Annotated in this window: 20 protein-coding genes; 1 reads left to right on the plus strand and 19 read right to left on the minus strand. The window is 70.2% G+C overall.

Annotated elements, in window-relative coordinates; all coding sequences use genetic code 11:
* Positions 1-90: 90 nt before the first annotated feature.
* From AC0L6F_RS08160 to AC0L6F_RS08195, 8 genes are all read right to left on the minus strand, one after another.
* Positions 91-1,134: a fumarylacetoacetate hydrolase family protein gene (locus AC0L6F_RS08160; RefSeq protein WP_473539888.1), complete on the minus strand. Its 1,044-nt coding sequence runs from the start codon at positions 1,132-1,134 to the stop codon at positions 91-93.
* On the minus strand, positions 1,131-2,024 hold the full coding sequence (locus AC0L6F_RS08165) for an MBL fold metallo-hydrolase (RefSeq protein ID WP_473539889.1): 894 nt from the start codon (positions 2,022-2,024) through the stop codon (positions 1,131-1,133). The genes AC0L6F_RS08160 and AC0L6F_RS08165 overlap by 4 nt, the downstream gene beginning before the upstream one ends.
* Positions 2,025-2,050: 26 nt before the next feature.
* Positions 2,051-3,058, minus strand: coding sequence for an amidohydrolase family protein (locus AC0L6F_RS08170; RefSeq protein ID WP_473539891.1), 1,008 nt, complete (start codon positions 3,056-3,058; stop codon positions 2,051-2,053).
* Entirely contained in the window at positions 3,055-4,188 is a 1,134-nt protein-coding gene (locus tag AC0L6F_RS08175; protein ID WP_473539892.1) for an FAD-dependent oxidoreductase, read from the minus strand. Before AC0L6F_RS08175 ends, AC0L6F_RS08170 begins: the two co-directional genes overlap by 4 nt.
* Positions 4,189-4,226: 38 nt before the next feature.
* On the minus strand, positions 4,227-5,195 hold the full coding sequence (locus tag AC0L6F_RS08180) for a fumarylacetoacetate hydrolase family protein (RefSeq protein ID WP_473539893.1): 969 nt from the start codon (positions 5,193-5,195) through the stop codon (positions 4,227-4,229).
* Between the two features lie 2 nt (positions 5,196-5,197).
* Positions 5,198-6,214, minus strand: a complete 1,017-nt coding sequence (locus AC0L6F_RS08185) for a VOC family protein (protein ID WP_473539894.1) — start codon at positions 6,212-6,214, stop codon at positions 5,198-5,200.
* 107 nt (positions 6,215-6,321) lie between these two features.
* Positions 6,322-7,119, minus strand: coding sequence for a hypothetical protein (locus AC0L6F_RS08190; RefSeq protein ID WP_473539895.1), 798 nt, complete (start codon positions 7,117-7,119; stop codon positions 6,322-6,324).
* Positions 7,116-8,159 (minus strand): Gfo/Idh/MocA family protein, encoded by a 1,044-nt coding sequence (locus tag AC0L6F_RS08195; RefSeq protein ID WP_473539896.1) that lies wholly within the window; start codon positions 8,157-8,159, stop codon positions 7,116-7,118. Before AC0L6F_RS08195 ends, AC0L6F_RS08190 begins: the two co-directional genes overlap by 4 nt.
* A gap of 93 nt (positions 8,160-8,252) precedes the next feature.
* On the opposite strand from AC0L6F_RS08195, the gene AC0L6F_RS08200 reads away from it, so the two are divergent.
* The gene (locus AC0L6F_RS08200) at positions 8,253-9,527 is read left to right on the plus strand and encodes an ROK family protein (RefSeq protein WP_274636084.1); all 1,275 of its coding nucleotides are present in this window, start codon (positions 8,253-8,255) and stop codon (positions 9,525-9,527) included.
* 61 nt (positions 9,528-9,588) lie between these two features.
* Here the strand turns inward: AC0L6F_RS08200 and AC0L6F_RS08205 are convergent, their stop codons facing one another.
* From AC0L6F_RS08205 to AC0L6F_RS08255, 11 genes are all read right to left on the minus strand, one after another.
* A complete protein-coding gene (locus AC0L6F_RS08205) occupies positions 9,589-10,440 on the minus strand; it encodes an alpha/beta hydrolase fold domain-containing protein (protein WP_473539897.1) in 852 nt (283 codons plus the stop codon).
* 112 nt (positions 10,441-10,552) lie between these two features.
* Positions 10,553-11,557, minus strand: a complete 1,005-nt coding sequence (locus tag AC0L6F_RS08210; protein WP_274636086.1) for a sugar phosphate isomerase/epimerase family protein — start codon at positions 11,555-11,557, stop codon at positions 10,553-10,555.
* Between the two features lie 18 nt (positions 11,558-11,575).
* Positions 11,576-12,733 (minus strand): Gfo/Idh/MocA family protein, encoded by a 1,158-nt coding sequence (locus tag AC0L6F_RS08215; protein WP_473539978.1) that lies wholly within the window; start codon positions 12,731-12,733, stop codon positions 11,576-11,578.
* 14 nt (positions 12,734-12,747) lie between these two features.
* A complete protein-coding gene (locus AC0L6F_RS08220; protein ID WP_274636088.1) occupies positions 12,748-13,860 on the minus strand; it encodes a TIM barrel protein in 1,113 nt (370 codons plus the stop codon).
* Positions 13,857-14,273: a C-glycoside deglycosidase beta subunit domain-containing protein gene (locus tag AC0L6F_RS08225; RefSeq protein WP_274636089.1), complete on the minus strand. Its 417-nt coding sequence runs from the start codon at positions 14,271-14,273 to the stop codon at positions 13,857-13,859. The genes AC0L6F_RS08220 and AC0L6F_RS08225 overlap by 4 nt, the downstream gene beginning before the upstream one ends.
* A 67-nt stretch (positions 14,274-14,340) precedes the next feature.
* Entirely contained in the window at positions 14,341-15,891 is a 1,551-nt protein-coding gene (locus tag AC0L6F_RS08230; protein WP_473539899.1) for a GMC oxidoreductase, read from the minus strand.
* A gap of 50 nt (positions 15,892-15,941) precedes the next feature.
* On the minus strand, positions 15,942-18,563 hold the full coding sequence (locus AC0L6F_RS08235) for a glycosyl hydrolase family 2 protein (protein WP_473539900.1): 2,622 nt from the start codon (positions 18,561-18,563) through the stop codon (positions 15,942-15,944).
* Positions 18,560-20,737 (minus strand): glycoside hydrolase family 3 N-terminal domain-containing protein, encoded by a 2,178-nt coding sequence (locus AC0L6F_RS08240; protein ID WP_473539901.1) that lies wholly within the window; start codon positions 20,735-20,737, stop codon positions 18,560-18,562. The genes AC0L6F_RS08235 and AC0L6F_RS08240 overlap by 4 nt, the downstream gene beginning before the upstream one ends.
* Positions 20,734-22,245 carry a family 43 glycosylhydrolase gene (locus tag AC0L6F_RS08245; RefSeq protein WP_473539979.1) on the minus strand — a complete coding sequence of 504 codons (1,512 nt, stop codon included), beginning with the start codon at positions 22,243-22,245 and terminating at the stop codon, positions 20,734-20,736. Before AC0L6F_RS08245 ends, AC0L6F_RS08240 begins: the two co-directional genes overlap by 4 nt.
* Before the next feature lie 12 nt (positions 22,246-22,257).
* Positions 22,258-23,094: a carbohydrate ABC transporter permease gene (locus AC0L6F_RS08250; protein WP_274636094.1), complete on the minus strand. Its 837-nt coding sequence runs from the start codon at positions 23,092-23,094 to the stop codon at positions 22,258-22,260.
* A 3-nt stretch (positions 23,095-23,097) separates the two neighbouring features.
* Entirely contained in the window at positions 23,098-24,048 is a 951-nt protein-coding gene (locus AC0L6F_RS08255; RefSeq protein WP_473539902.1) for a carbohydrate ABC transporter permease, read from the minus strand.
* Positions 24,049-24,126: the final 78 nt, after the last annotated feature.

The following is a 24,126-nucleotide window of genomic DNA, read 5'->3' on the forward strand; positions in this document are numbered from 1 at the left end:
ACCGGGCCGTCGACGCGACGGTGTGTGTCCCGGGACGCGGCAGCGCGGCCGGGATCGGGCTCCGCGAGGAACCCCGACGTCACGTCTATTCTAGACGTTCTTCGGTGCGAAAGCAACAGAAGTGGACCGCCTGCGTGCACGCGTCCGCTCACGCGCACGCGGCAGCTCGGGCACCGCGACCTGCGGGCCGACCGCCCCCGACAGCTCGCCGATGCCCTCGATCACCATGCGCACGACGTCGCCGGTGGCCAGCGGGGGCGGGGTCAGGGCGCCGTTGCGGCCCCACAGCTCTCCCAGGCATCCGCCGTTGCCGACCGTGCCCGACCCGAGCACGTCGCCGGGGACGACCCGCGAGTTGCGCGACGCGTAGGCGACGAGCTCGGGCAGCGGCCAGCCCATGTTCGAGATCAGGTCCTCGCCGAGCAGCTCGTCGTTCACGTAGACCTCGGCGCGGACGGCGAGGAACCCGTCCTCGTCCAGGTACGGCTCGAGCTCGTCCGCGGTGACGATCCACGGCCCCAGGCTCATGCCGAAGTCCTTGCCCTTGGCCGGGCCCAGGCGGACCTTCATCTCGCGGCCCTGCAGGTCGCGGGCCGACCAGTCGTTCATGATCGTGTAGCCGAAGATGACGGATGCCGCATCCTGCGCACTCAGGTTCGCCTGGCCGATTCCGGGGACGGCGCCGACGATGACGGCCAGCTCGAGCTCGAAGTCGAGGCGCTCGGTCACCGGCGGCGAGACGGGCTCGTCGGGGCCGAGCACGGTGTGGGGGTTGGTGAAGTAGAACGTCGGTGCCTGGTACCACTCGGGCGCGACGTCGCTCTTGCCCTCGACGCCGGCGCTGACGCCCTCGACGTGCTCCTCGAACGCCACAAAGTCCCGGATCGCGGCCGGCACCAGGGGTGCGAGCAGGCGCACCTGCGACAGCGGCGTGCCTGCGGCATCCCGCACGCGCGTGTGCAACTCGCCGGTCGCGCCCAACCCTCGGGCGAGGATGTCGGCGACGGTCAGTCCGTCCGGGAAGGGCACGACCCGATCGCCGATGACGAAGCCTTCGTAGACAGCACCGGGCGCTTCGTCTCGTCGCTGCGCTCCTCGCTCAGCGACCTGATTCTGCCAACGTGCGATCCTCATGCGTGCACCTCCAGCGGACGTCCGCCGTTGTAGTCGTACATATCCTGCCAGGCGGCGGCGAAATCGGGCTCGACGCCGTCCAGCTCGGCCAGCGCTCGGCGCAGGTTGCCGGCGATGCGCTCGGGCTCGAGGAGACCGGCGAACCCGCCGAGGTCGAGCCCGCGCGCCGCCTGCAGCGCGGTCACGCCGCGCTCATGCGCGTCCCGGGCCGCGTCGATCAGGAACCGCAGGTAGTCGGCGACGGGCTCGAGCAGCTCCGGTCCGCCGACGGCGCCGTGTCCCGGCACGACGACCTCCGGCCGCAGCGCCGCCATCTGCTCGAGCGCACCCAGCCAGCCGGCCGGCGAGCCGGACAGTGCGAACGGGGTGCCGCCGCTGAACACCAGATCACCCGTGAACAGCACGCGCTCTTCGGGGAGCCAGACGTAGGCGTCACCCTGGGTGTGCGCAGGCGTTCCGGGGTGGCGCACGTCGATGCGCCGGCTGTCCGGGGTGAGGGTGACGCCGGTGTCGAAGACGACGGTGGGCAGCCTCGGCCGGACGTCGCCCTGCTCGAACGGTTCGAAGATGTGCGGGGCGAGCGGATGCGGCTGCCTCAGGTCGTCGGCGACGGTGCGATGCGCGATGATCTCGACCTCGCCCAGGAGCGACGCGCCGTTGCAGTGGTCGGGATGCGAGTGGGTCAGCACCAGGCGGCGGATCGGCGCCGCGACCCCGGCGGCCGCCTTCAGATAGTCGCGGGTGCGCCGCTCGGTCGAGGTGACGTCGACGCTGGTCGCGCCGTCCGCGCTGTCGATCAGGCCCATGTTGTTGACCATCCAGCCGCCGTCGGGCTGGACATACGCCCAGACGCCGTCGGCGACCTGCTGCATCATCGGTTCGTCGGTCATGTCCACGTTCCTCGTCCCTCGGCCGGTCACGCGCGCATGCGCGAAGCCAGCAGTTCGTCGGCGGTCCCTGTCAGAATGCGCTGCGTCACGTCATCGGGCAGTCCTGCTCCCCGGACGAATCCGACCGGATCTTCCGGCCCCATGTCGAACGGGAAGTCGCTGCCCAGCACGACCTGGCTGGGGCCGGCGACCTCGATCAGGTGCCGCAGCACGGACGGATCGTGCACCACGGTGTCGAACCAGATGCGCTTCAGGTACGACGACGGCTCGTGCGTGCAGCCGCGCGCGTCCGGTCGCACCCGCCACGCGTGGTCGGAGCGTCCGATCGACGTGGGCAGGTAGCCGCCGCCGTGCGCGGCGACGATCCTCAGGCCCGGATGCCGGTCGAGCACGCCCGCGAAGATCAGGTGCGACAGCGCCACCGCGTTCTCCACCGGCTGGCCGACGGTGTTGGCCAGGTAGAACCGGTCGAGCCGCTCGTCGAGGCTGCAGCCGAACGGGTGCAGGAACACGATCGCGCCGAGCTGGGCCGCACGCGCCCAGAACGGCTCGAGCCGCTCGTCGGACAGCTCGACGTCACCGGCGAACGAGGAGATCTCCACCCCGGCAAGTCCCCGCCCGAGCACCGCGTCGTCCAGGCACTCCACGATGCGCGCCGGATGCTGCAGCGGCACCAGCCCGAGCCCGGTCAGCCGCTCCGGCGCCGCCGCGACATGCTCGGCGACCAGCCGGTTCGTCTCGCACGCCACCCAGACGGCCAGCTGCTCCCCCGCCCACGGATAGAAGTGGTTCGGCGAGGCGCTCACCCACTGCCGGTCCACGCCCTGCTCGTCCATGGCGGCGAGCCGAACGCGCACGTCGGTGAGCTTCGGGATGCGCGCACCGACCATCGGGCCCGAGACGGCCTGGCTGGCGGCGCCGTTGCGGACCGCATCCAGCGCCTCCGCCGCCGCGAACCCCTCCGGGTCACGGCGTCGCACCTCGTCCTGCAGGGCCGGCAGCAGGACGTGGGCGTGGACGTCGGTGACGCTCATGCCGGCTGCGCCATCTGCTGCGCGATGCCGAAGATCAGCCCACCCATGTCGGCGTCGCGGACACCGTCGATCTGCCACTGTCCGAGCTGCACGGAGGCGTCGACCACCGCCTGCGCGCGGGGCAGGCGGCGCGCGTGGAACTCATCCCAGACCGCCTGGTCGACGGCATCCCGACCGATCAGGAGCTCGGTCAGCACGACCGCGTCTTCCAGCCCCTGCGCGGCGCCCTGCGCGATGGTCGGCGGGCACGAGTGCGCGGCGTCGCCGATGATGACCACTCGGCCGCGGTTCCACGGGGCCTCCACCACGTGCTGGGTGAACCAGGTGTGGTTGACGTGGGCGCCGGCGGCGAGGTCGGTGCGGATCGACTCCCACGGGCCGCCGTACGCCATCGACTCGCCGAGCATGATCTGCGTCGCCTCGGCGTCGCTCACCCCCGACCGGTCCTGCGCCTTCTCGACGAGGATCGCGTACATGGTGCCGGGGCCGGTCGGCGTGTACCCGGCGATGTAGACGGGGCCGCCGTAGTACAGCTCGGTGCGCACCACCTCGGCGGGACGCGACACGAACGCGCGCCAGATCCCCATGCCGGTGGACTGCGGCTCGGTGTCGATGCCGATGAGCCGGCGCACCGCCGAGTGCAGTCCGTCGGCGCCGATGACCAGGTCGAAGCGTCCGACGGGCGCCTCGTCGACGACGACCTCGACCTGGTCACCGGTGTCGTCGATGCCGGTGACGGTGCTTCCGAACCGAAAGCGCACGCCCGCCCGCTCGGCGTGCGCGAGCATGATCCCCGCCAGGTCGGGGCGGTACATGCCCATGCCCGCCGGGTAGTCGGGACCGCCGGTCTTCACGTCCGGCAGCTCGGCCACCACCGGGGCGGTCGGGCCGGGGGCGCGCAGGGTGAGGCCCTCGAACGGGAAGCCGGCGGCGCGCACGTCCTCCCACACGCCGAGCGCATCCAACGCCCGCAGGGCGTTGCCCTGCAGCGTGATGCCCGAGCCGAGTGCGCTCAGCTCGGGCTTGGCCTCGAAGACGTCGACCTCGACACCGGCCTTCGCCAGCTGGATCGCGGCGGCAAGGCCCGCCACACCGGCGCCGACGACGGCGACCGTGGAGACTGCGGTCATCTCAGAACCTCTCTGTTCTCTGTTCGTGAAGGGGTGCGTCAGCTTGTCGCGTGCGGGTCGGCGACGCAGCGGACGATCTGGGTGCCCAGGCCCTGGATGCTGCCGGTCATCACGTCACCATCCTGCAGGAACCGGCGCCAGTGCTGGCCGTTGCCGGCCGGACTGCCGGTGAGCAGCAGGTCGCCGGGCAGCAGCGGCATCGTCTGCGACGCACCCGAGATCAGTGCGGGGATGTCGAACAGCAGATCGGTGGTCGAGGCATCCTGCATCACCTGCCCGTTCAGCTCCAGCCGCACGCTCAGGTCCGCGCCGTCGACGAACGAGGACGGCACGAGGAACGGACCGGTCGGCAGGAACCCGGGGGCGTTCTTGGCGCGGTACCAGTCGGTGCCGATCTCCTTCATGTCCTTGCGGAACACGAGGTCGCGGGTGGTGATGTCGTTGCAGATCGTGTAGCCGGCCACGTGGTCCATCGCCTCGTCGCGCGAGACGCGGAACGCCTCACGGCCGATCACGACGGCCAGCTCCAGCTCCCAGTCGTGCACCTCGCTGTAGTCGGGCAGCACGAGTGGGACGTCGTCGCCGACCACGCACGCGGGCAGGCCGATGAAGAAGTACGGCTCGCCGTGCGCGGCGCGCTCGTCCATCAGCTGCGCGGCGAATGCGCGGGCCTCGTCCGGAGTCCGGTCGGAATTCTGGGTCAGGCCCGCGGCGACCAGCTCGATGACGTGCTGCCGGTAGTTCGCCCCGGTCTGCAGCACCTGACGCGGCGTCACCGGAGCCGTCAGCACGGCGTCGGCCAGCGGCATCCATTCGCCGTCCGCCTCGGCGAGCGCGGCGATCCGGTCCCAGTCGGGCGCGGCGAGGAACGCGTTCAGATCCGCGGCGCCCAGCTCGTCCGAGCGCAGGTCGCGGATCTTCTGGCCCGTCACCAGCGCCGTGCGCACGGCGTCGCCGTCGCGCCGGCGCGCCAGTGCGAACGGGACCTCGAGGCCGTCCGTGGGCACGATCAGCCCTGCCCGTGCTTCGCGTACGGGTTCAGCAGCGCGCCCTTGATCTCGTCTGGCACGCCCTCTTCGGTGGCACTCGGGCCGTCGGCGGGCGGGAACGACTCGGTCATCGACATCGGCATCGCGCCGTTGCGGTAGAAGTTGTTCGAGCCCTGCGACGGATGCCAGGTGTTGGCCTCCCAGTCGGGCACGTAGTTGCGGTACCCGCCGGTGTTCAGCTCGATGCGCAGGGTGGAGGGCTCGCGGTAGTAGAGGAAGTTCTGCTCGCCGATGCCGTGGATGGACGGGCCGTACTCGATGGCGACGCCGTTCTCCAGGAGCACGTCGGCGGCGATCAGCAGCTCCTCGCGCGTGTCCACCCAGAATGCGTAGTGGTTGATGCGTCCGGCGGCGCTGGATCCGTCGAGGACGACGCCGAGGTCGTGCGACTTCTCGTTCGTGGTGAGCACCGAGAACACCGAGATCGGCGCCTCGTCGAGCTCGGTGCGCGCCATGTGCCGGAAGCCGAGCACCTCGCTGTACCAGGCGGTGAAGGCGTCGACGTCGCTGGCCGCGATCGTGACGTGGTCGAGCTGGCGCGGGGCGCCGGCGACCTTGCTGCGGGTGGAGGGCCGGTCCGGGTAGACGGATGCCTCGGCTCCGGCGGCCTGGTGGCGCGTGACGTCCCAGTGCAGGGTCATCGAGTGGCCCCACGGTCCGGTGAACCGGTAGGCGCGGCCGATCTTGTGCACCTCGACCCACTCGCCGGTCACGCCGGCGGCCTCGATGCGGCGCACGGCCTCGTCGAGCGCCTCGGCGCTGGAGGTGCGCCAGGCCATCGTGGCCATGGACGGCTGGTCGCCGGGAGTCACCACGACCGAGTAGGCGTAGTAGTCACCCCAGCAGCGCAGGTAGACGGCGCCGTCGATGCGGTCGACGACGGTCAGACCGACCTGCTCCTCGTAGAAGCGGACGGAGGCCTCGACGTCAGGGCTCGTCACCGCGACGTAGGAGAGGTGGGACAGCAGCGTGCTCATCTTCGAACCTTTCTGAGGGGGCTCGGTCGTCTGCCCCGGATTCCAGTGTGGCCGCACCTGCACGCATCAGGGAAGCGGATTCTGCCTATGCCGCAAATCAGGCATGTTTATGCTTTGCGTTGGGGCGGCCCCGCCGCGAGCGCCTTCGCGAGCCCCACGTCGTGGGCGAAGTCTGCCAGGTCGGTAGGACGCGCACCGCTGATCAGGGCGTCCATCGCACGTCGGACCGCCAGCCGGCGGCGGGACTCCCAGCGAGTGGGGACATCCACCTCTCCAGCCGCGTCGGCGCGGGACACGCGCACCGCCCTGCCCAGGGCGACGACCACCTCGGTGCGCACTGCGCCGAGGGCGAGTGCGGCCACGCGAGCGCCGCCGTCCGCATGTCCGTCCGCCAGGACGGTGGCCGTCAGCGTCGCGACCGCTGCACCCGCATCGAACAACCCGAGGGAGCCGTGGCGGGTCCCGGTCGCGGCGCGCAGGCGAAGGGGAACGGATGAGAGCACGCGCACCCAGCCGATCGCATCGACGACGACCGCGCTGAGAGAGGCAGCGGGTGCGGCGCACCGCACCGTGTACAGCGGCGCCGGTTCGTCACGGCGAGCATCGTCGGCGGCGTCGGGCCGCAGGCGCGCGCGATCGAGCAGGATCGGAACATCCCGTGCGCGGCTGACCACACCGTCCAGATCGGCGGGCGACACCGGGATCGGGTCGACGACGATGACCGCCGCTGCTCCGTCGGCGGCGGCGAGTGCCGCCGCCGGCCATCCGCGGGCACCGCGGACGACGACGACGGCTCCCGCAGGGTGGGTACCCAGGCGAGCGCGCAGCGGCAGTTCGGCGACCGGGGCGGCGATGTCGACGGACCCGTCGCTGAAGACGTCGACGCGGTCTTCCCGCGCGATCACGACTCGGACCCCGCCCGAACGGCCTGCGCCGCGGCATCCGCGATGTCGATCGCGTAATGCGCATCGGCCAGGATCTCGTCGTACTCGACAGGTTCTGCACCGTCCATCGCTGCGGCGAGCGCCCGCCACTCCGAGACGTATCCGTCCTCCGCACTGCGGGGATACTCGGTCACCTTCCCGTCCACCGTCGTCACCCGGACCCCTGCACTGCCCGCGTGCACGAATGCGGGCGGAAAGGCGACCTCGAGCTCGTCATCGGAGGTGCCGATGGTCATCCGCCACAGCGCATCGGGCCCGTCGGGGAGCATCACGGCGGCCAGTTGCACGAGCACGCCGCTTGCGATCAGGCCGATCGCATATCCGATCGGCGGCACAGGACGGGCATATGCGACCTCGGCGATCCGCGGAGCAAGGTCGCGCAGGGCAGGCAGATCGTGGATGCCGAGCCCAAGGACCAGACGTCGCACCGCGGCAGCCGCGAACTCCGGATCGCCCCAGTCAGGGTGCCGTCCACCCTCGGAGCCGCCTGCCGGCTCGAGCTCGGTCACGACATCGTGGTAGCGGCCGTTGGGCGGGAGCGCGAGCGTGACCGAGACGGTGCGCACCCGACCCTCCATCGCGACGAGGTGGTGTTTGGCCCGGGTCCACGCGGGGTCGAAGTGGTGATTGGTGCCGACCACCAGCGTGGTGCCCGTCCGGCGGCAGGCCTCGATCACGGCGTCTGCATCTGCGGATGTCTCGGCGATCGGCTTCTCGCAGAAGATGACCCGCTTGCCCGCGGCGACAGCCGCCAGGATCTGCTCGGCGTGCCGTGCCGGCGGACTGCAGATCGCGACGACGGTGACGGCGGGATCGGCAAGGACATCCCCGGCGCCGGTCGACGCGCGCGCGCCGCTTCCAGCGGCGAGCGCGGCGGCCCGTCCGCTGCCGCCGTCGGCGATGTGCACGACGGCGAAGCGACGTGAGAGCCGGGCGATCGTGGGAAGGTGGAGCGCACCTACGCCCGGGCCCGCTCCGATCATGCCGACACCGGCGACCATCGCATCTTCTCCTCCGGGGAACTTACGTCTGAAGCATACCTAAGTTTGACGGTTCGGAAGCGTTGAACCGGTCTGTTGTGTCAGAATCGACCTATGGCCACCGAGTCCACCCTCCGCTTCGGCGCTCAGACCGATGAGGTCACGAGCCTGCTGCGTATCGTCAACATGGTCCGCACCGGCGAGGCGACCACCCGCCCCGAGATCGGTCGGGTCACCGGGCTCGGTCGCGGTGTCGTCACGCAGCGCGTCGAGCAGGCGATCGAGATGGGCTTTCTGGAGGACGGCGAGTTCGGACCGTCCTCCGGCGGTCGCGCGCCGCGCACCCTTCAGTTCCGTTCGGACCAGGCGCGGATCATCGTCTGTGCCCTGGGCGCGCTGCACATCCACGTCGGCATCGCGGCGCTCGAGGGCGACATCCTGGACCAGACGCACCAGGACTGGGACATCGCCCGAGGGCCGGCCGAGACGATGGACACCGTCATGGAACTCATCGACGAGCTCCTCGCCCGCAACACCGATCTCCCGGTCTGGGCCGTCACCGTCGGCATCCCCGGACCGGTGGACTTCGACAGTGGACGCCCGGTGGCCCCGCCGATCATGCCCGGCTGGAACGGCTTCGATGTCCGCCGTCGCTTCGAGCAGCGCTTCGATGCGCCCGTCTGGGTCGACAACGACGTCAACCTGCTCGCGCTGAGCGAGCGCGCCCGGCGCAACGGCGAGCACGTCGATCTCATCTACTGCAAGGTCGGCTCGGGTATCGGTGCGGGGCTGCTCTCTCAGGGCCGCATCCACCGCGGCGCGAATGGTGCGGCCGGTGACATCGGACACGTGCGGGTGCGGGACTCGGATGCCCCGTGCCGGTGCGGCAAGACCGGGTGCCTGGAGGCCGTCGCCGGAGGCTGGGCGCTGGTGCGCGAGGCCGAGCAGGCGATAGCGGACGGCGCCACCGGGTTCCTCGCACGCGCGGCAGCCGACGGTGAGGCTCCTACTCCGGAACGGATCGCACGCGCAGCGGAGGACGGGGACGCTCTGGCCATCTCACTCGTCCAGCGCTCGGCGCGGGTCGTCGGCGAATCGATCGCCGCGCTCGTGAACATGTTCAACCCGGGTGTGATCGTGATCGGCGGCGCCGTGGCGGCGGCCGGCGAGCTGTTCCTCGCCGAGGTGCGCCAGCGCGTGTATGAGCTGTCGCTGCCGCTGGCGACGCGCGATCTCACGATCGTGAACTCGATGGACGACGAGCGTGAGCCGCTGCGTGGCGGCGCGGAACTCGCGCGGGAACAGCTGTTCGAGGCCACCTTCCCCCGCTGGTTCGCCGGGGGGCGCCCGACCATCGAGGCGGTGCGCGGCACGCCGATCTCGGCCTGATCGCCTCCGCGACGTCCGTCAGCACGCCGGGGCGATCAGTGCACAGCCGAAGCGTTCCGCATCAAGCCCGGAGATGCTCGGAGAGGAAGCGGACGGCGCGCGCGAGCTGGGGTGCCGCGTCGACGCCGTCGAAGCCATGGCCCGCGCCCGGGACCACCACCAACTCGACTGACGCGCCGACGCCGGTCAGTGCCGAGGCGAGCAGTTCGCTCTGCTGGACCGGCACCACGGTGTCGCGGTCGCCATGAGCGAGGAGGAACGGCGGCGCATCCGCCCGCACGTGCGAGGTCGGAGAGGCGATTCGGCGTGTTTCGTCGACCGGGAGCGGCGACCCGTCCAGCAGGATGTGGATCGGGGACGGCGGCAGCTCGCCGTGCAACGCGAGCAGGTCCCGCCTCACCGCTTCGGGCATCCCCTCCGAACCGGTCGGCATCGTGTGCAGGTCCGTGACGGGAAAGAAGCAGACCGCCGCCGAGACCGTCGTCGCTCCCGTTCGAACGCCGACGGTCCCCTCGAACTCGGGCTCCGTCGTCAGAGCGCACAGCGCCGCCAGATGACCGCCGGCGGACTCCCCCCACACGGCGATCCGCTCGGAATCGAGTGCGAGGCTGGTCGCGAAGTGCCTCAGGTAGCGAAGCGCCGCCTTGGCGTCATGGAGCTGCGCGGGGAATGACAGTTCGCCGAGATGGCGGTAGTCGATCGAGGCGACCGCGATCCCGGCATCCACCAGCAGCTGGGCAACCGAACCCGGCGGCCAGCCGGCAGGAAGGCGGTCGCGCGCGCCGAACAGCCATGCGCCGCCGTGGATCCATAGAACGACGGGAGCCGGGTCGTCGGGGGTCGCATCCTGTGGTACGTGGACGTCCATCCGCAGCTCGCGATATCCGGATTCGATGGCGTACGTGACTCCCACGAACGAGCGCGTCCGGCGCGGGGGCGGGGCTTGCACATGGGGAGGCAGGAATGCAGGGAATCCCGCTCCCCGCCCGGCGTCTCCCGCGTCCTCAGAACCGCCGTCCACGGCGTCAGGCCTTCGTCGAGAACGCCGCGTCGAAGGCGGCGGCCGGCGGTGTGATCGCGTTCAGACCGCGCACGAACTGCAGCGCCTCCGGCGCTCCCTGCAGCCGGTCCATCCCCGCGTCCTCCCACTCCACGCTCGTCGGGCCCGTGTAGCCGATGGCGTTGAGGGCCCGGAAGATCGGCTCCCACGGCACCTCGCCGTGGCCGGTGGAGACGAACGTCCAGCCGCGACGCGGGTTCGCCCACGGCAGGTGCGAGCCGAGCACTCCGTTGCGGCCGTCCAGGTTCGTCACCGACTCCTTCACATGCACGTGGAAGACGTGCTCGGCGAAGTCGAGGACGAACGCCACCGGGTCGAGCTGCTGCCACATGAAGTGGGACGGGTCGAAGTTGAACCCGAACGACTCGCGATGCCCGATCGCCTCCAGCGTCGCCTTCGCCGTCCAGTAGTCGTACGCGATCTCGGACGGATGCGGTTCGAGTGCGAACCGCACGCCCTCCTGCTCGAACACGTCGAGGATCGGGTTCCAGCGATCGGCGAAGTCCCGGTATCCGGCCGCGATCATCTCATCGGATGCCGGCGGAAACATCGCCACGTACTTCCAGATCGATGACCCGGTGAACCCGGTGACCGTCTTCACGCCGAGTCGGGCAGCGAGCCGGGCGGTGTTCTTCAGCTCTTCGGCGGCGCGCCGGCGCACACCCTCCGGGTCGCCGTCGCCCCACACCGAATCGGGCAGGATGTCGCGGTGCCGCTGGTCGATCGGGTCATCGCAGACCGCCTGACCCTTCAGGTGGTTCGAAATCGTCCACACCTTCAGACCGTTGCGCTCGAGCACGTCCAGCTTGCCCGCGATATACGCCTCGTCGTCCCAGCGATCGGGGTCCAGATGGTCGCCCCAGCACGCGATCTCGAGACCGTCGTATCCCCACTCGCCCGCGAGGCGGCACACCTCTTCGAACGGCAGGTCGGCCCACTGGCCGGTGAACAGGGTGATCGGACGTGTCATAGCGCTTCTCCTTCGAATTCAGACGCGCACGTGCGAACCCGTGCGCTCCCATGCCGAGTCCCGCGCCGCGCTGCGCTCCACGGCAGCCAGGACGCGCTGCACGCTGAGCCCCTCCGCGAATGTCGGATGCGGGTCGAGACCGTCGTGGATCGCGGCCACCAGGTCGACCACCTGGTGCACGAACCCGTGCTCGTAGCCGAGCATATGACCGGTCGGCCACCAGGCGCCGAGATACGGATGCTGCGGCTCGGTCACGAGGATCTTCGTGAAACCCTGGCGGTCGGCCGGAGCAGTCCGGTCATAGAACTGCAGGCTGTTCAGGTCTTCGAGATCGAACGCGAGAGCCCCCTTGTCACCCGAGACTTCCACCGTGAGCGCGTTCTTCCGGCCCGTCGCGAACCGGGTCGCCTCGAACGAGACGAGGGCACCGTCGGTCAGTCGCCCGGTGAAGATCGCCGTGTCGTCCACGGTGACCTCGCCGTACCCCTCGCCCGCAACCCCAGACAGCCCCGACCCCGCCCCGAGCAGCGGACGCCGCTTGACGATCGTCTCCACCGTGCCCGTCACGGACTCGACGCGCTGCCCCGTGACGAACTGCGTCATGTCGATGATGTGCGCGCCGATGTCGCCCAGCGCGCCCGAACCGGCGTGCTCCTTCTGCAGCCGCCAGGCGAGGGGCGCCTCGGGATCGACCAGCCAGTCCTGGCGGTACGCGGCCCGCACCTGCCGCACCGTGCCGACCACGCCCTGTGCGATGAGATCGCGCAGGAACGCCACCGCCGGCACACGGCGGTAGGTGAAGCCCACCATCGCCTTCGCGCCGCGCCCGGCGGCCCGCTCGGCCGCCTCGACCATCGCCTCGGCCTCGGCGACCGAGTTGGCCAGGGGCTTCTCGCACAGCACGTGCTTGCCCGCCTCCAGCGCCGCGATCGCGATCTCGGCATGAGAGTCGCCCGGGGTGACGACGTCGATGATGTCGATGTCGTCGCGGGCGATGACTTCGCGCCAGTCCGTGGCCGATTCCGCCCAGCCCCAGTGCGCGGCCGCCTGAGCGACGGCATCCGCGTTCCGGCCGACCAGCACGGCCATCTCGATGTCTTCGCCCAGATCGAACACCGCGGGCGCCTGCCGCCATCCGACCGAGTGCGCGGCCCCCATGAAGCCGTACCCGATCATGGCCACCCGCAGCGTCATGCGAGCACCGCCCTGTCGCTGCGCGCCGGGCTCAGCCATCGAGCCAATTGCGGACGCGCCGTGGCGGCGTCGGTCACCATGCGACTGCCGGCCGAGATCGCGGCTGAGCGCTGGACGGCCTGCTCACCGGCGACGGTCTCGAACGACGACTGCCAGTGGTTCCAGTGCCAGCCTTCGTACTCGCTCGAGATCGCCCCGTCGTAGCCGTTCTCGACGAGCAGCCGGATGAGGTCGCGCACCGGGACCGAGGGTTCTTCGCCGGACTCGTCGATGCCGAAGAACTTGCCGTGCACGTGCCGGACCCACGGCATGATCTCGAGCCAGTCGTCGACGGGCGCCGGTCCGAACAGACCCGTGCCGTTGATGCCGAAGTCGATGCCGAGATCGGGTCGCCCGTTCTCGGCACCCAGCGCGATGAATCGGCCGAACCTCTGCCCGTGCTCGTCCTGATCGGCAGGCGGCCCCGCCTGGAAGAACTCGTCCCACAGTGCGACGACTTCGGCGAGCAGTTCGTCCGACGCTCCCCGGCGCCGGTATGCCTCCAGGAGCGACGGCGCGAAGCCGATGGTGGTGGCGCCCCAGTCCATCGTGAAGCCGAGGAACGGCGAGCCGATCTTCTCGTAGCGGTCACGCAGTGCGCGGATGCGCGGGTGCGACGCGTATTGATCGGCATGCACCTCGAGCGCGAGCGTCACGCCATGAGCCTCGCCGATCGGCGCCAGTCGCTCCATCGAGTCGGGCTCGAGCGAGATCTGGACCCGCGCGATCGGGAAACCGAGCTTTGCCGCCGCCTCGATCTGCCGGCGCATGTACTCGATCAGCTCGTCCTGGTTCAGCATCCGATCACGATGGATGCCGATGTCGGCGTTGATCGCGAGCGAGGTCTGCACGAGTCCGGCCTCGTCGATCAGGTCGCGGAACCGCCCTGCGAACGCATCGTCGACGACGGGGAACCCGCGCAGGCTCGAGAATCCGACCATCTCCAGGCCGGGGCCGTACCCGTCGGCGCCGACTTTGCGGATCAGGCCCTCGAGATCGTACTCGCGCCCGTGGAACGCACGCGTGAAGCTGTAGAGCGTCACGCCCTGGATGGGGGCTCCGCCGGTCATGCCGCCAGCTCCGATCCCTGAGCGCGACGAGCGGTCATCGTCTTGCTGTCGTGCTCTTCGATGTGGAGCACCTCATCGGCGCCGATCACGATGTACGGGATGTAGACGGTCAACCCGACGTCCACCCGGTGTTCCACGTCGGGCACGACCGGGAGGTCTGCGGACAGCACCGCCGAGTCGACCGGGAACCACCACTCGTCGGTGTCGTCCACCATCTCGGCGAACGTGAAGGTCCGCCCGTTCATCTGCCAGCGCAGCGACTCGGCCGGAGCTGCCACACCGTCGACGGCGAGAGTCGCGCCGGCGATGCAGGACGCCGGAAGCGCCCGATACCAGGGGATTCGGACCTCGACGGCGACACGCGCGCCGTCGGTGCTGAGCGTGCCCTGCTCGATGATGCGATCCGGGATCACAGTGCCCTCCTCGGCCTTTGTCTCTGTTTCTGCAGTCTAATGTGGGTTTTCGACATAAGCAACAGCATCAGCTCAGCCGATCGGCGATCCGCCGCGCCCCGCGCACGGCGAGCGCGACCGATGTGAGGGTGGGATTGCAGGCAGTCGCCGTCGGGATGACGCCGTTGCCCGCGACGAAGACTCCCGGCGCTTCCCACACCTCGCTGTCGGGGCTGCAGACGCTGCGGCCGTCGTCGACGCTCCCCATCCGCACCGTGCCCTGATAGTGCAGCGATGCGCCGGTCGGCATGGTGAACGGGTGCTCGTCGATCGGCTCGCCCACTGCACGGCCCCATCGAACGATCTGCGCGCGGGCGCGGTCCAGCACTTCGCGGTCCCGTTCGGTGAGCCGGTAGTGGATGCGCATCGCCGGCATGCCGTATGGGTCGAGCCGGTTCGTCGCGAACTCGACGCGGTCGTCCCATTGCAGGTCCTTGGCCGTGAACAGGCCGAGCCCGACGATCGACCCGGGAGCGGCCGGGTCGTCCTCCGCGAGCGGCACGGGTGAAGCATCCAGCTGCATGATCTGGCCGTGGAACGGCTCGGCATCGGTGAACGGCACCCACGACACCCCGCTCTGCCGGCTGAGCGCGCCGCCCACGACATCGTGCACGTCCGACTGGCCGGCTGCGGCCGCCGCCCGCGCATCGCCCGAGTCGCGGATGCGCGCGGCGAACACCACCTGCGACTGGTCGTTCAGCATCCGGCCCAGCGCTGCGGGTCGGATGCCGGAGGCCCACAGCACCTGGGGAGTGCGCAGGGCATCCGCGGCGACCACGACGAAGCGGGCATCGACCCGTTGGCTGTCTCCGGTGAGCAGGTCGCGGACCTCGACACCGGCCGCTCGCCCCCCCTCGGACAGCACGCGCGTCACCAGGGACTGGTCGTAGAGGGCAAAGTGCGGGTTGTCACGGGTGACGTCGCCGAGCACGACGTCGGATCCCGACCAGACCAGTCCGCCGTCGCTGCGGCGGTGCACGGCCAGCGGCATCCGCTGCACGCGCCGCTCCGGCCGGCGGCCGTCATCCACCGCCTCGCCGAGCCGTTCGCGGACGAGGTCCGTGTACGGCGCCCCGTCGAACGCGTCCGTGGTCACCCCGAGCAGGCGGTCGCCCTCGTCGAGCAGCTCGTCCAGATCGGAGAGGAAGTCGATGCGCTCGCTCTCGCCGGGCCGAGGGCAGGCGCCGGTCCAGTGCGCCCCCATTCCCCCGACGTTGCTCGAGAACGCCGCCACCGGCATCCCGTCCTCGCCCGGCTCCTGGAAGCCTTCGTCCAGCAGGTACGTGCCCGGTCGGGCCATCCGAGTGCCGGCCTTCACCTCGCCCGGACCGCTCACCGTCGCGGCGCCTGCGCCCGGACCCTCGGACGCGCGCTGGGCGGCGGCACGCGCTGCCGGGTCGACGATGTTCTTCACATGGGCCCCGAACGGCTCCGAAACAGTGGGGCCGACCTCGAACATCGCGACGGTCGCACCGGGTGCCCGCTCGCTGAGGATGCGGGCGTAGGCGGCGCCGGTCGGGCCGCTGCCCACGATCGCGACGTCGACCTGTGCAGGAAAGCGGGGCGTGGACTGGATCATGGTTCTCCTGTGCGGAACGTCTGATGGGCGGCGGGCGGCGCGACGGTCGCTCATGCGCGCACCTGACTGACAGGTGCGATGGTGACCGGGCCGAGCAGCCCGCTGGGGTCTTGTTGGGCGAATGCCGAGAAGAAGTCGGGATGCGCCTTGGCGAGGGTGTTCGTCACCTCGACCTCGAGGGTGCCGCCGTGCACGAGCGCCCCGGCGGGGATGTCGAAGGTGTAGGGCGGGGCGATCCGGGTGCCGAGATCGACTCCGTCCAGCCGGACACGCGCGATCTCGTGCACCGCGCCCAGGTCGAGCCGGTGCGGCTGGTCCGCCCACCCGTGGTCGAGAGAAGCGGTGTACCGGGCGGTGCCGCTGAAGCGCGGCAGCTGGTCGGGATCGCTGAGCGGTCGCAGCCGGTCCAGGGTGCGCCACCGAGCGAACGCCGGGTATTCGGCGGCGGTGGCAAGCTCCACCTCCCAGCGCTCGGCAATCGGTGCCGGGTCGCCGATCCGCACGAACGGACCGACCTCGAGTCCGGCCCAGGCGGCCTCCTCCCCCACGATCAGCACGGTGGCGGCACCGGGCACCAGTGCCACATCGACGGCGGTGCCGCCGGCGGTCGGGCGACTGGGCACGGCTGTCAGGCGCGCCGCGAAGGCGTCGAAGGCGACGACCTGGCCGGCCCTGGGCAGAGTGAGGGTCGTGCGCACGGTCTCGGACACCGACTCGTTGACGAGCATCACGACATCCACGTCGCCGTGGTCGATCCGCAGCACCCGCAGCGTCGGCGCCGGGGCGATGCTGCGCACGGCCCGCGCCGTCCGTCCGGCGACGACCTCGGCGAGCGCGCGCTGCGGCGCCGGACGGAATCGCGCGCGCAGCGCCTCCGGATCGCCGCCTTCGACCCGCGGGACATCGTCGACGAACACGACGGGCACCCCGGCGGAGTCGAGGCGCAGCAGGTGGGCGGCGAGGCCCTCCGGCAGGTGGTCGCTGCCGGGCACGACGAGGACGTCGTACTCCTCGCCGCTCAGCGTGAGCATCGATCCGTCTGCGGCGGCGGCGGACAGCGCGTCGCCGGGCACGATGTCGGCGTCCAGCTGCGCCTCGGCGAGCAGCCGCAGCGGCCGCTCGCACGGCTGGGCGGATCCCAGCCACTCGGCTTCCGCGTGGTAGAGAACGGCGACCGGCGCGATGTGGCGGCCCCCCTGCAGCAGATGACTCAGGCGGTTCGTGTAATCGCTGAGCAGGCGCTGGTGCGGGTACTGCGGATTCTGCCCACGGGCGTAGAAGTGCGGCGGACAGTCCGGGTCGGGGAACGGCGCCGGCGAGAACGCATGCGGCACGACGTGCGTGACTCCGCGCACGAGCAGATGGTTCGTGAGCCAGGTGAACAGCCGCAGCCCCGCATACCAGCCGTAGGCGCCGATCGTCTCGCACATCGACCGGCCCTGCGTGCGGGGGTCGAGGTGCGCGGCAGAGGAGGCCAGCTTCGCCAGGCCGAAGTGGAAGAACTCGCCGTCCGAGTGACCCACCATGTTCGCGACGGGGCCGCGGGCGAACCCCGGCACGACCTGGGCGCCGATGATGTCCACACCCGGCATGTCCTGCCCTGCCATCGCCCGGAAGTAGTGCCCGGCACCCGGGCCGAGACGGGCGTGCGCGCCGTTGTCCTCGATCACGTGCCCGATGTACTCGACGCCGCGCGCCCGGCACCAGTCGCCGAGGCGCTGGGAGAAGTTCTCGGAGTAGAGCCGGGACACCGCATCCATGAATGCGTATCGCACGCGGCGCTCCGCGCCGCCGGCCGCGTTCCACAGCAGTGGAAGGGCAGCCATCGCGTCGGGGCCGAGCGCGCCGGTCAAGGCGTCGTGCACGCCCTCGTTCCACGGCAGCGGCATCGGCCTGCCCAGGCCGGACTGGACGTTGAACGTGTCGGGGTCGTTGTACAGACCCGGTTCGTCGCTGAAGAAGCCCGCGATGGTGGTGCCGAACTCGGAGCCGTACCGGGCGTGGATGCGCTCGTGGACGCTGTCGATGAGCAGCTGCGTCGAGGCCGGGTTCAGGTAGTCGATGTGGTCCGCGTGCCGCGCGCTGCCGCCGTCCGCGGTGCAGGAGAGGAAGAAGACGCGCCACCACCCGTCGGGGATGTCCCAGTGCAGGATGCCGTCGGAGATGCGGTCGGTCAGTTCGACCGGATCGCCGGAGAGATCGTGCCCGTCCTCCGCCCGGCGGTAGGCGACCACGCGCAGCAGCGCACCTGGATCCTGTTCGGCGGCAGGGCCCCAGAACTGTCGGCGCTCGACGATGAGCGAGGCGCCGGGTGCGGGGCCGACGACGTCGGTGTGCCGCTCGGTGAGGAACCGGCGGCGCAGTGCGGGCGTGGCATCCCGTACGGCGCCTCCGGCGTGGCCGGTCGGGAAGGTGTCGTCGTCGAAGAACCACACCTTCATGCCGCGGCGCCGGGCGATCTCGAGCACGGCGTCGACATCGCGCCACCAGCCGTCTCCCAGGAAGTCTGGGTGCGGACGTGCCTCCAGCACCACCGCGCCGATCCCGGCATCCCCGATCCGCTCCATCTCTTCACGCACGGTGTCGGTGCCGGTGCCCTTCTGCCAGAACAGCGGCATGATCGCGTTCGGCACGGGGCCGAGGACGGCGTCGTGGAGGCGTGTCAGCGTCATGCGGCGCGCTCCGTGGTGACCGCAAGGCGTGCGTGGAGCTGCGAGGTGCCGTCGTCCACCCAGATGGCGAAGTCGCCGGGTTCGAGGACGCGCCGCTCGTCCTCCGTCCAGAAGCTCAGGTCGTCGGCGTCGAGCCGGAACGAGACGATCGTGGCCTCGCCGGGCACCAGGCCGACGCGGGTGAACCCGCGCAGGCGCCGCACCGGCTGGGTCGTGCTCGCCAGCTCGTCACGCACGAAGAGCATGATGACGTCGTCGCCGGCGACCGATCCCGTGTTCTCGACCCGGACGCGCACGTCGATGCCCGCTCCGGCCTCGAGGTCGGCGACGGTGATCATCTCATCGATCCGGAGGTCGGCGAGGGAGAAGGTCGTGTAGCTGAGGCCGTCCCCGAACCCGAAGCGGGGGCCGAGAGGAAGGTCGACATACTTCGAGGTGTAATAGTCGCCGAGGTTGTCGGGGCCGGCGAACTCCGGGTTCGGGTCGTCCTTGATCCGCCCGCCCGTGCGCGGCGGCCGACCGGTGCTTTCGTGGTCGTGGTGGAGGGGCAGCTGACCGACCGCACGCGGGAAGGTCATGGGCACTCGTCCACCGGGATTCACCCGCCCGGACAGCGCGTCCGCGATCGCAGCCGGTCCCTCCACACCGAGGTGCCAGCTCACCAGCAGTGCGTCGACATCCTCGACCCAGTCCTCCGCGACCAGCGGCCGGCCGGTGCCCAGCACCACGGCCACGGGTGTGCCGGTGGCCGCCACGGCGCGGATCAGCCGCACCTGGGCGGCGGGCAGAGTGATGTCGGCCCGCGAGCTCGCCTCGCCGCTGAGCGTGCTGGGCTCCCCCAGCGCGAGCACGACGATGTCGGAGCCCGCGGCGTGGTGGACCGCCTCGGCGATCTGGTCGTCGGTCGCCTCGAAGAACCCCGCGCCCTCGACGACCTTCAGCGCAGCATCCGGCATCGTGGCCGCGAGTGCGTCGGCGACGGTCTGCGCGACCGGTGTGGCGAAGTGCTGGACCCATGCGCCCAGGTGGTCGGTGCTGCGCGCATAGGGCCCGGCGAGCAGCACCCGCGCGTCACCTCGGACCGGCAGAGCGCCCGTTTCGTTGCGCAGCAGCACAAGACAGCGCTCGGCCGCCGCGCGCGCCGCGGCGCGGTGGACCTCCGGCGTCGACGAGATCGCGCGCGACTCGTCGACGTACGGCTCGTCGAACAGCCCGAGCCGCTCCTTCAAAGTCAGGATGCGGCGGACGGCGTCGTCGACGCGCGCCGGCGACACCTCCTCCGGCGTCAGGAGAGCGGTCCCGTCGGCGTCGACGAGCGGCGTGCCGCCCATCACGACATCCACCCCCGCCTCGATCGCGAGCGCGACGGCGGCGCGCTCGTCGGCCGCGACACCGTGATCGACCAGCTGGGCGACGCCGTCGGCGTCACCGACCACGACGCCGTCGAACCCCCACTCGTCCTTGAGCACTCCCGTCAGCAATCCGGGATTCGCATGCATCGGCGTGCCGTTGAGCGCGTTGAAGGATGCCATCACCGACGCGGCGCCGGCGGCGACGCCGACGCGGAACGTCTCCAAGTACGTCTCGCGCAGGCGGCGGCGAGACATGTCGGTCGTGTTGTAGTCGCGGCCCGCCTCGGCGGCGCCGTAGGCGACGAAGTGCTTGAGGCATGAGGCGACGACATCCGGGCGCGACAGCTCGTCCCGCTGATATCCCTCGACCTTGGCCTGGGCGAACCGGCTGGACAGGAAGACGTCTTCGCCGAACCCCTCCACGACCCGACCCCAGCGCGCGTCTCGGGTCACGTCGACCATCGGCGAGAAGGTCCAGTTCACCCCGTTGGCCCGAGCTTCCGCTGCAGAGGTGCGGGCGTCGGCCGTCGCGACGGCGGGGTCGAAGCTCGCCGCCTGCGCGAGCGGGGTCGGGAAGATCGTGAATTGGCCGTGCACCACGTCGAGCGCGATCAGCAGCGGGATGCCGAGCTCGGACTCCTCGACGGCGATACGCTGCAACGCGTTGGCGGCCGCTGCGCTGGGCGGCCAGAACTGCGCGCCGATGCCCCGGCGGGCGAGGTCGTGCTGTTCGGTCGGGTCCCGGCGCCACAGGATCTGCAGCTGGAAGAGCTTCTGCTGCCAGGTCATGCGCGACAGCAGCGCCTCGACGCGGGCGCTCACGAGCCCACCTCCTCGGCGAGCGGACGGTACCGGAACGACCGGAACCCGACGGCACCCTCACCCACCGAGAACAGCGCCGGCCGCAGGCTCTTGAGATCGTTCATCGTGGCGGAGTGATACCCCTCCGTGTCGTAGCGAACCCCGTGCCGGGTCCACTCCTCGCCGGGGCGTCGGTACCAGCCGGTCACGATGTGGTGGTCGTTGCGCAGGCGGAGTTGGATGGTGTCTCCCGGCTGGGCCGGTGCACGGAAGTGGGTGCGGATGCCGCCGGCGTAGCTGATGAGGCTCGTCCCATCCCAGCCCATTCCGCAGAACATCCGGGGGTTGAAGTACAAGAGCATTCCGCCGATCGCCCCGGACGACACCTCGAGTTCCACGTCGATCTCGTACGCGCGGTCCATCGACCAGGTGGTCATCGGCGACGAGTCGGCCGGCGTCGATCCCGCAGCACGCAGGGTCAGCCCCTTCGGGCCGAACTCCGCTCGTGACGTCTCGTCGCGGGACGGGTTGTCGAAGACCCACCGCTCGCCCCAGCACGGCGCGGCGAAGTCGTCGTCCGGCGCCGGGACGGCGACCGGTGTCACACCGTCGGCGGGCATGGCCAGGGTCGCGCCCAGATCGACGGCGGGTGCGGTCGGCCAGTCGTCGTCGGTCCAGACGATGGGCTCGAGCAGGGCTTGGCGTCCGAGAGTCCGGTAGTCCTTCGCGTAGCCGTGCGACAGCATCCACCAGGAGCCGTCCGCAGCGTCGAGGATGGTCGCGTGCCCCCGTGACCACCAGGCCTCGTCGGCGGACCAGGTCCGGGCGACCGGATTGTGCGGGGAGTTCTGCCATGGTCCGAGCACACTGCGCGAGCGGGCGACGATCACCATGTGGCCGGTCGCGGGACCCCCGGTGCCCCCGACCGCGCTGACGAGGTAGAACCAGTCGCCGCGGCGGAAGAACTTCGGCCCCTCGAGCGAGTATGCCTCGGTGATCCACTCGTCCGGGTACCGCCAGCCGTCGTACGCCTGCTCCAGCTCGGTCACCGCGCGCAGACCGTCGGCGTCCAGGCGGCATCGCCGGATGCCGTTCACGAACAGGTATCGTTCGCCGTCCTCGCCGACGACGTGCCCGGGGTCGATGGCACCGGTGATCCCGGTGAAGACCGGCTCGCTCCACGGCCCTTCCGGGCTGTCCGCGGTGATCACCCAGATCTGCGGCTCGGCGATGGCGTCGGACCAGGGACTGGGGATGAACGGGATGTAGATGTAGTACCGGCCGCCGTGCTGGACCAGGTCGGGTGCGAACACCGTGGAGAGCGGCTCGGCCAGCGCGCACGTGACGAACGTCCAGTTCACCAGGTCCGGCGAGCACCAGATCGTCAGCCCCGGCGCGGCGTCGAAGGACGAGTAGGTCAGGTAATACCGGTCGTCGACCCGCAGCACGCTGGGATCAGGTCGGTCGCCGGGCAGGACGGGGTTGCAGAAGGTGCCGTCGCCGAGATCCGCCGGCATGCGGTTGGTCATCACCCCCACCGGTCACCCCTTGAGCCCGCCGGCGAAGCCCTGGATGAAGCGCTTCTGGGCGAACAGGTAGAACGCGAGGATCGGGATCATCGACACCAGCACGATCGCGAAGATCTTGTTCCACTGCGAGACGAGGGAGCCGATGAAGTAGTACATCGTGACCGGCAGCGTCTGACTGGACGAACCGCCCAGGAAGATGAGCGCCGTGAAGAAGTCGTTCCACACGATCAGCCCGGCCAGGATCGCCACGGTGCCGGTCGCCGGCGACATGAGCGGGAGCACGATGCGGAAGAAGATCTGCGTCCGGCTGGCGCCGTCGATGGCCGCCGCTTCTTCGTACTCGGTGCCCAGGCCGCGGAAGAAGCCGGCGTAGAGGAAGATCGACAGCGGCAGCAGCATCCCGGTGTACAGGATGATCATGCCCCAGATGCTGCCGGTGAGCCCGAGAGCGCGCGCGCCGATGTACAGCGGCACAGTTCCCAGCTGCGTCGGCAGCACGATGGCGACGAGGAACAGATAATAGACGGCCTTGCTCCATCGGCGCGTGCTGCGCGAGAGGACATACCCGGTCAGAGCACCCAGCAGGACGAGACCGAAGATCGAGCCCACGGTCATGATGACGCTGTTGACGAGCCCCATGATGATGTTGCTGTTGCCCTGCGCGGTGAACAGCTCGGTGAAGTTGCCGAAATCGGGATTCGTCGACGGCGCCACCGGCGAGGTCGAGAACATGTCGTCGTCTGATTTGAACGCCGTGATCACCAGGAAGTAGAACGGGATGAGGAAGATCGCCGCGACGATCCACAGCGATATCTCGCGCACGAGGGTGAGTGTCGTGTATCGGAACATGCGTCAGTCCTCCGGATTCCCTGCGCTGACGCGCTGCTGGATGACGGCGAACACGAGGATGATCACGGTCAGTACGACGGCGAGTGCCGCGCCGTACCCGAAATTGCCGAGGGTGAAGGCCTGTTTGTAGACCTCGGTGGCCAGTGTCGCCGTCGCGCCGGCGGGCCCCGTCCCCGTCAAAGCCATGATCTGATCGAAGATGCGCAGGCCGTTGACCAGTCCCAGCGTTGTCGCGATGGCGACCGCGGGGCGCAGCGCGGGGAGAGTGACATGCCAGAAGCGCTGCCCCGTCGTCGCACCGTCGATGGCGGCGGCCTCCTCGATCTCGACAGGCACCGCAGCCAGGCCCGCCATGTAGATCACCATGGAGAATCCCGTCTGCTGCCACACGACCACCAGCAGGACTGTCCAGATCGCGAAGGTCGGATCGCCCGTCCACGCCCGCGTCAGATCATCCAGCCCGATGCTGCGTAGGAAGACGTTGAGCGGTCCCTTGTAGTCGAAGATGAATTTCCACACGTACGAGACGGCCAGCGGGCTGAGCACCACGGGCATGAAGAAGAGCGTCCGCAGCACATAGCGGGTCTTGACCATGCGGTTGAGGCCGACGGCGATCAGTATTCCGAGCACGTTCGTGAGGATCACGGATCCGAACGCGAGGAAGAGAGTGTTTCCGACCGCGAGGAGCTTGCTGGGGTCTTGGAAGATCTTGCGGAAGTTGTCGAACCCGATCCAGTGGAAGGATCCGAGTCCCGACCAGTCCGTGAATGCGAACACTCCCCCGGCGGTCGTGGCCGCGTAGTGGATGCCGAGGACCATGAGGATCCCGGGGAGCGCCCACCACCAGTGCCCGAACTGAAGCAGTCCTGCGCGGCGCGGCCGGGCGGTGCCGCGGGCGGGACGGCGGGTCCGCTTCCGTGGCAGCACGACCCGTTCGGTCTCCGACTCTGTCATCGTCATCATCGCATCTCGACTCATTCGACGGGCAGCCGTGGTGCGGGCATCCACCTCGCCCGCACCACGGCTTCGGTC

This window comes from Microbacterium sp. G2-16M (genome assembly GCF_055809115.1).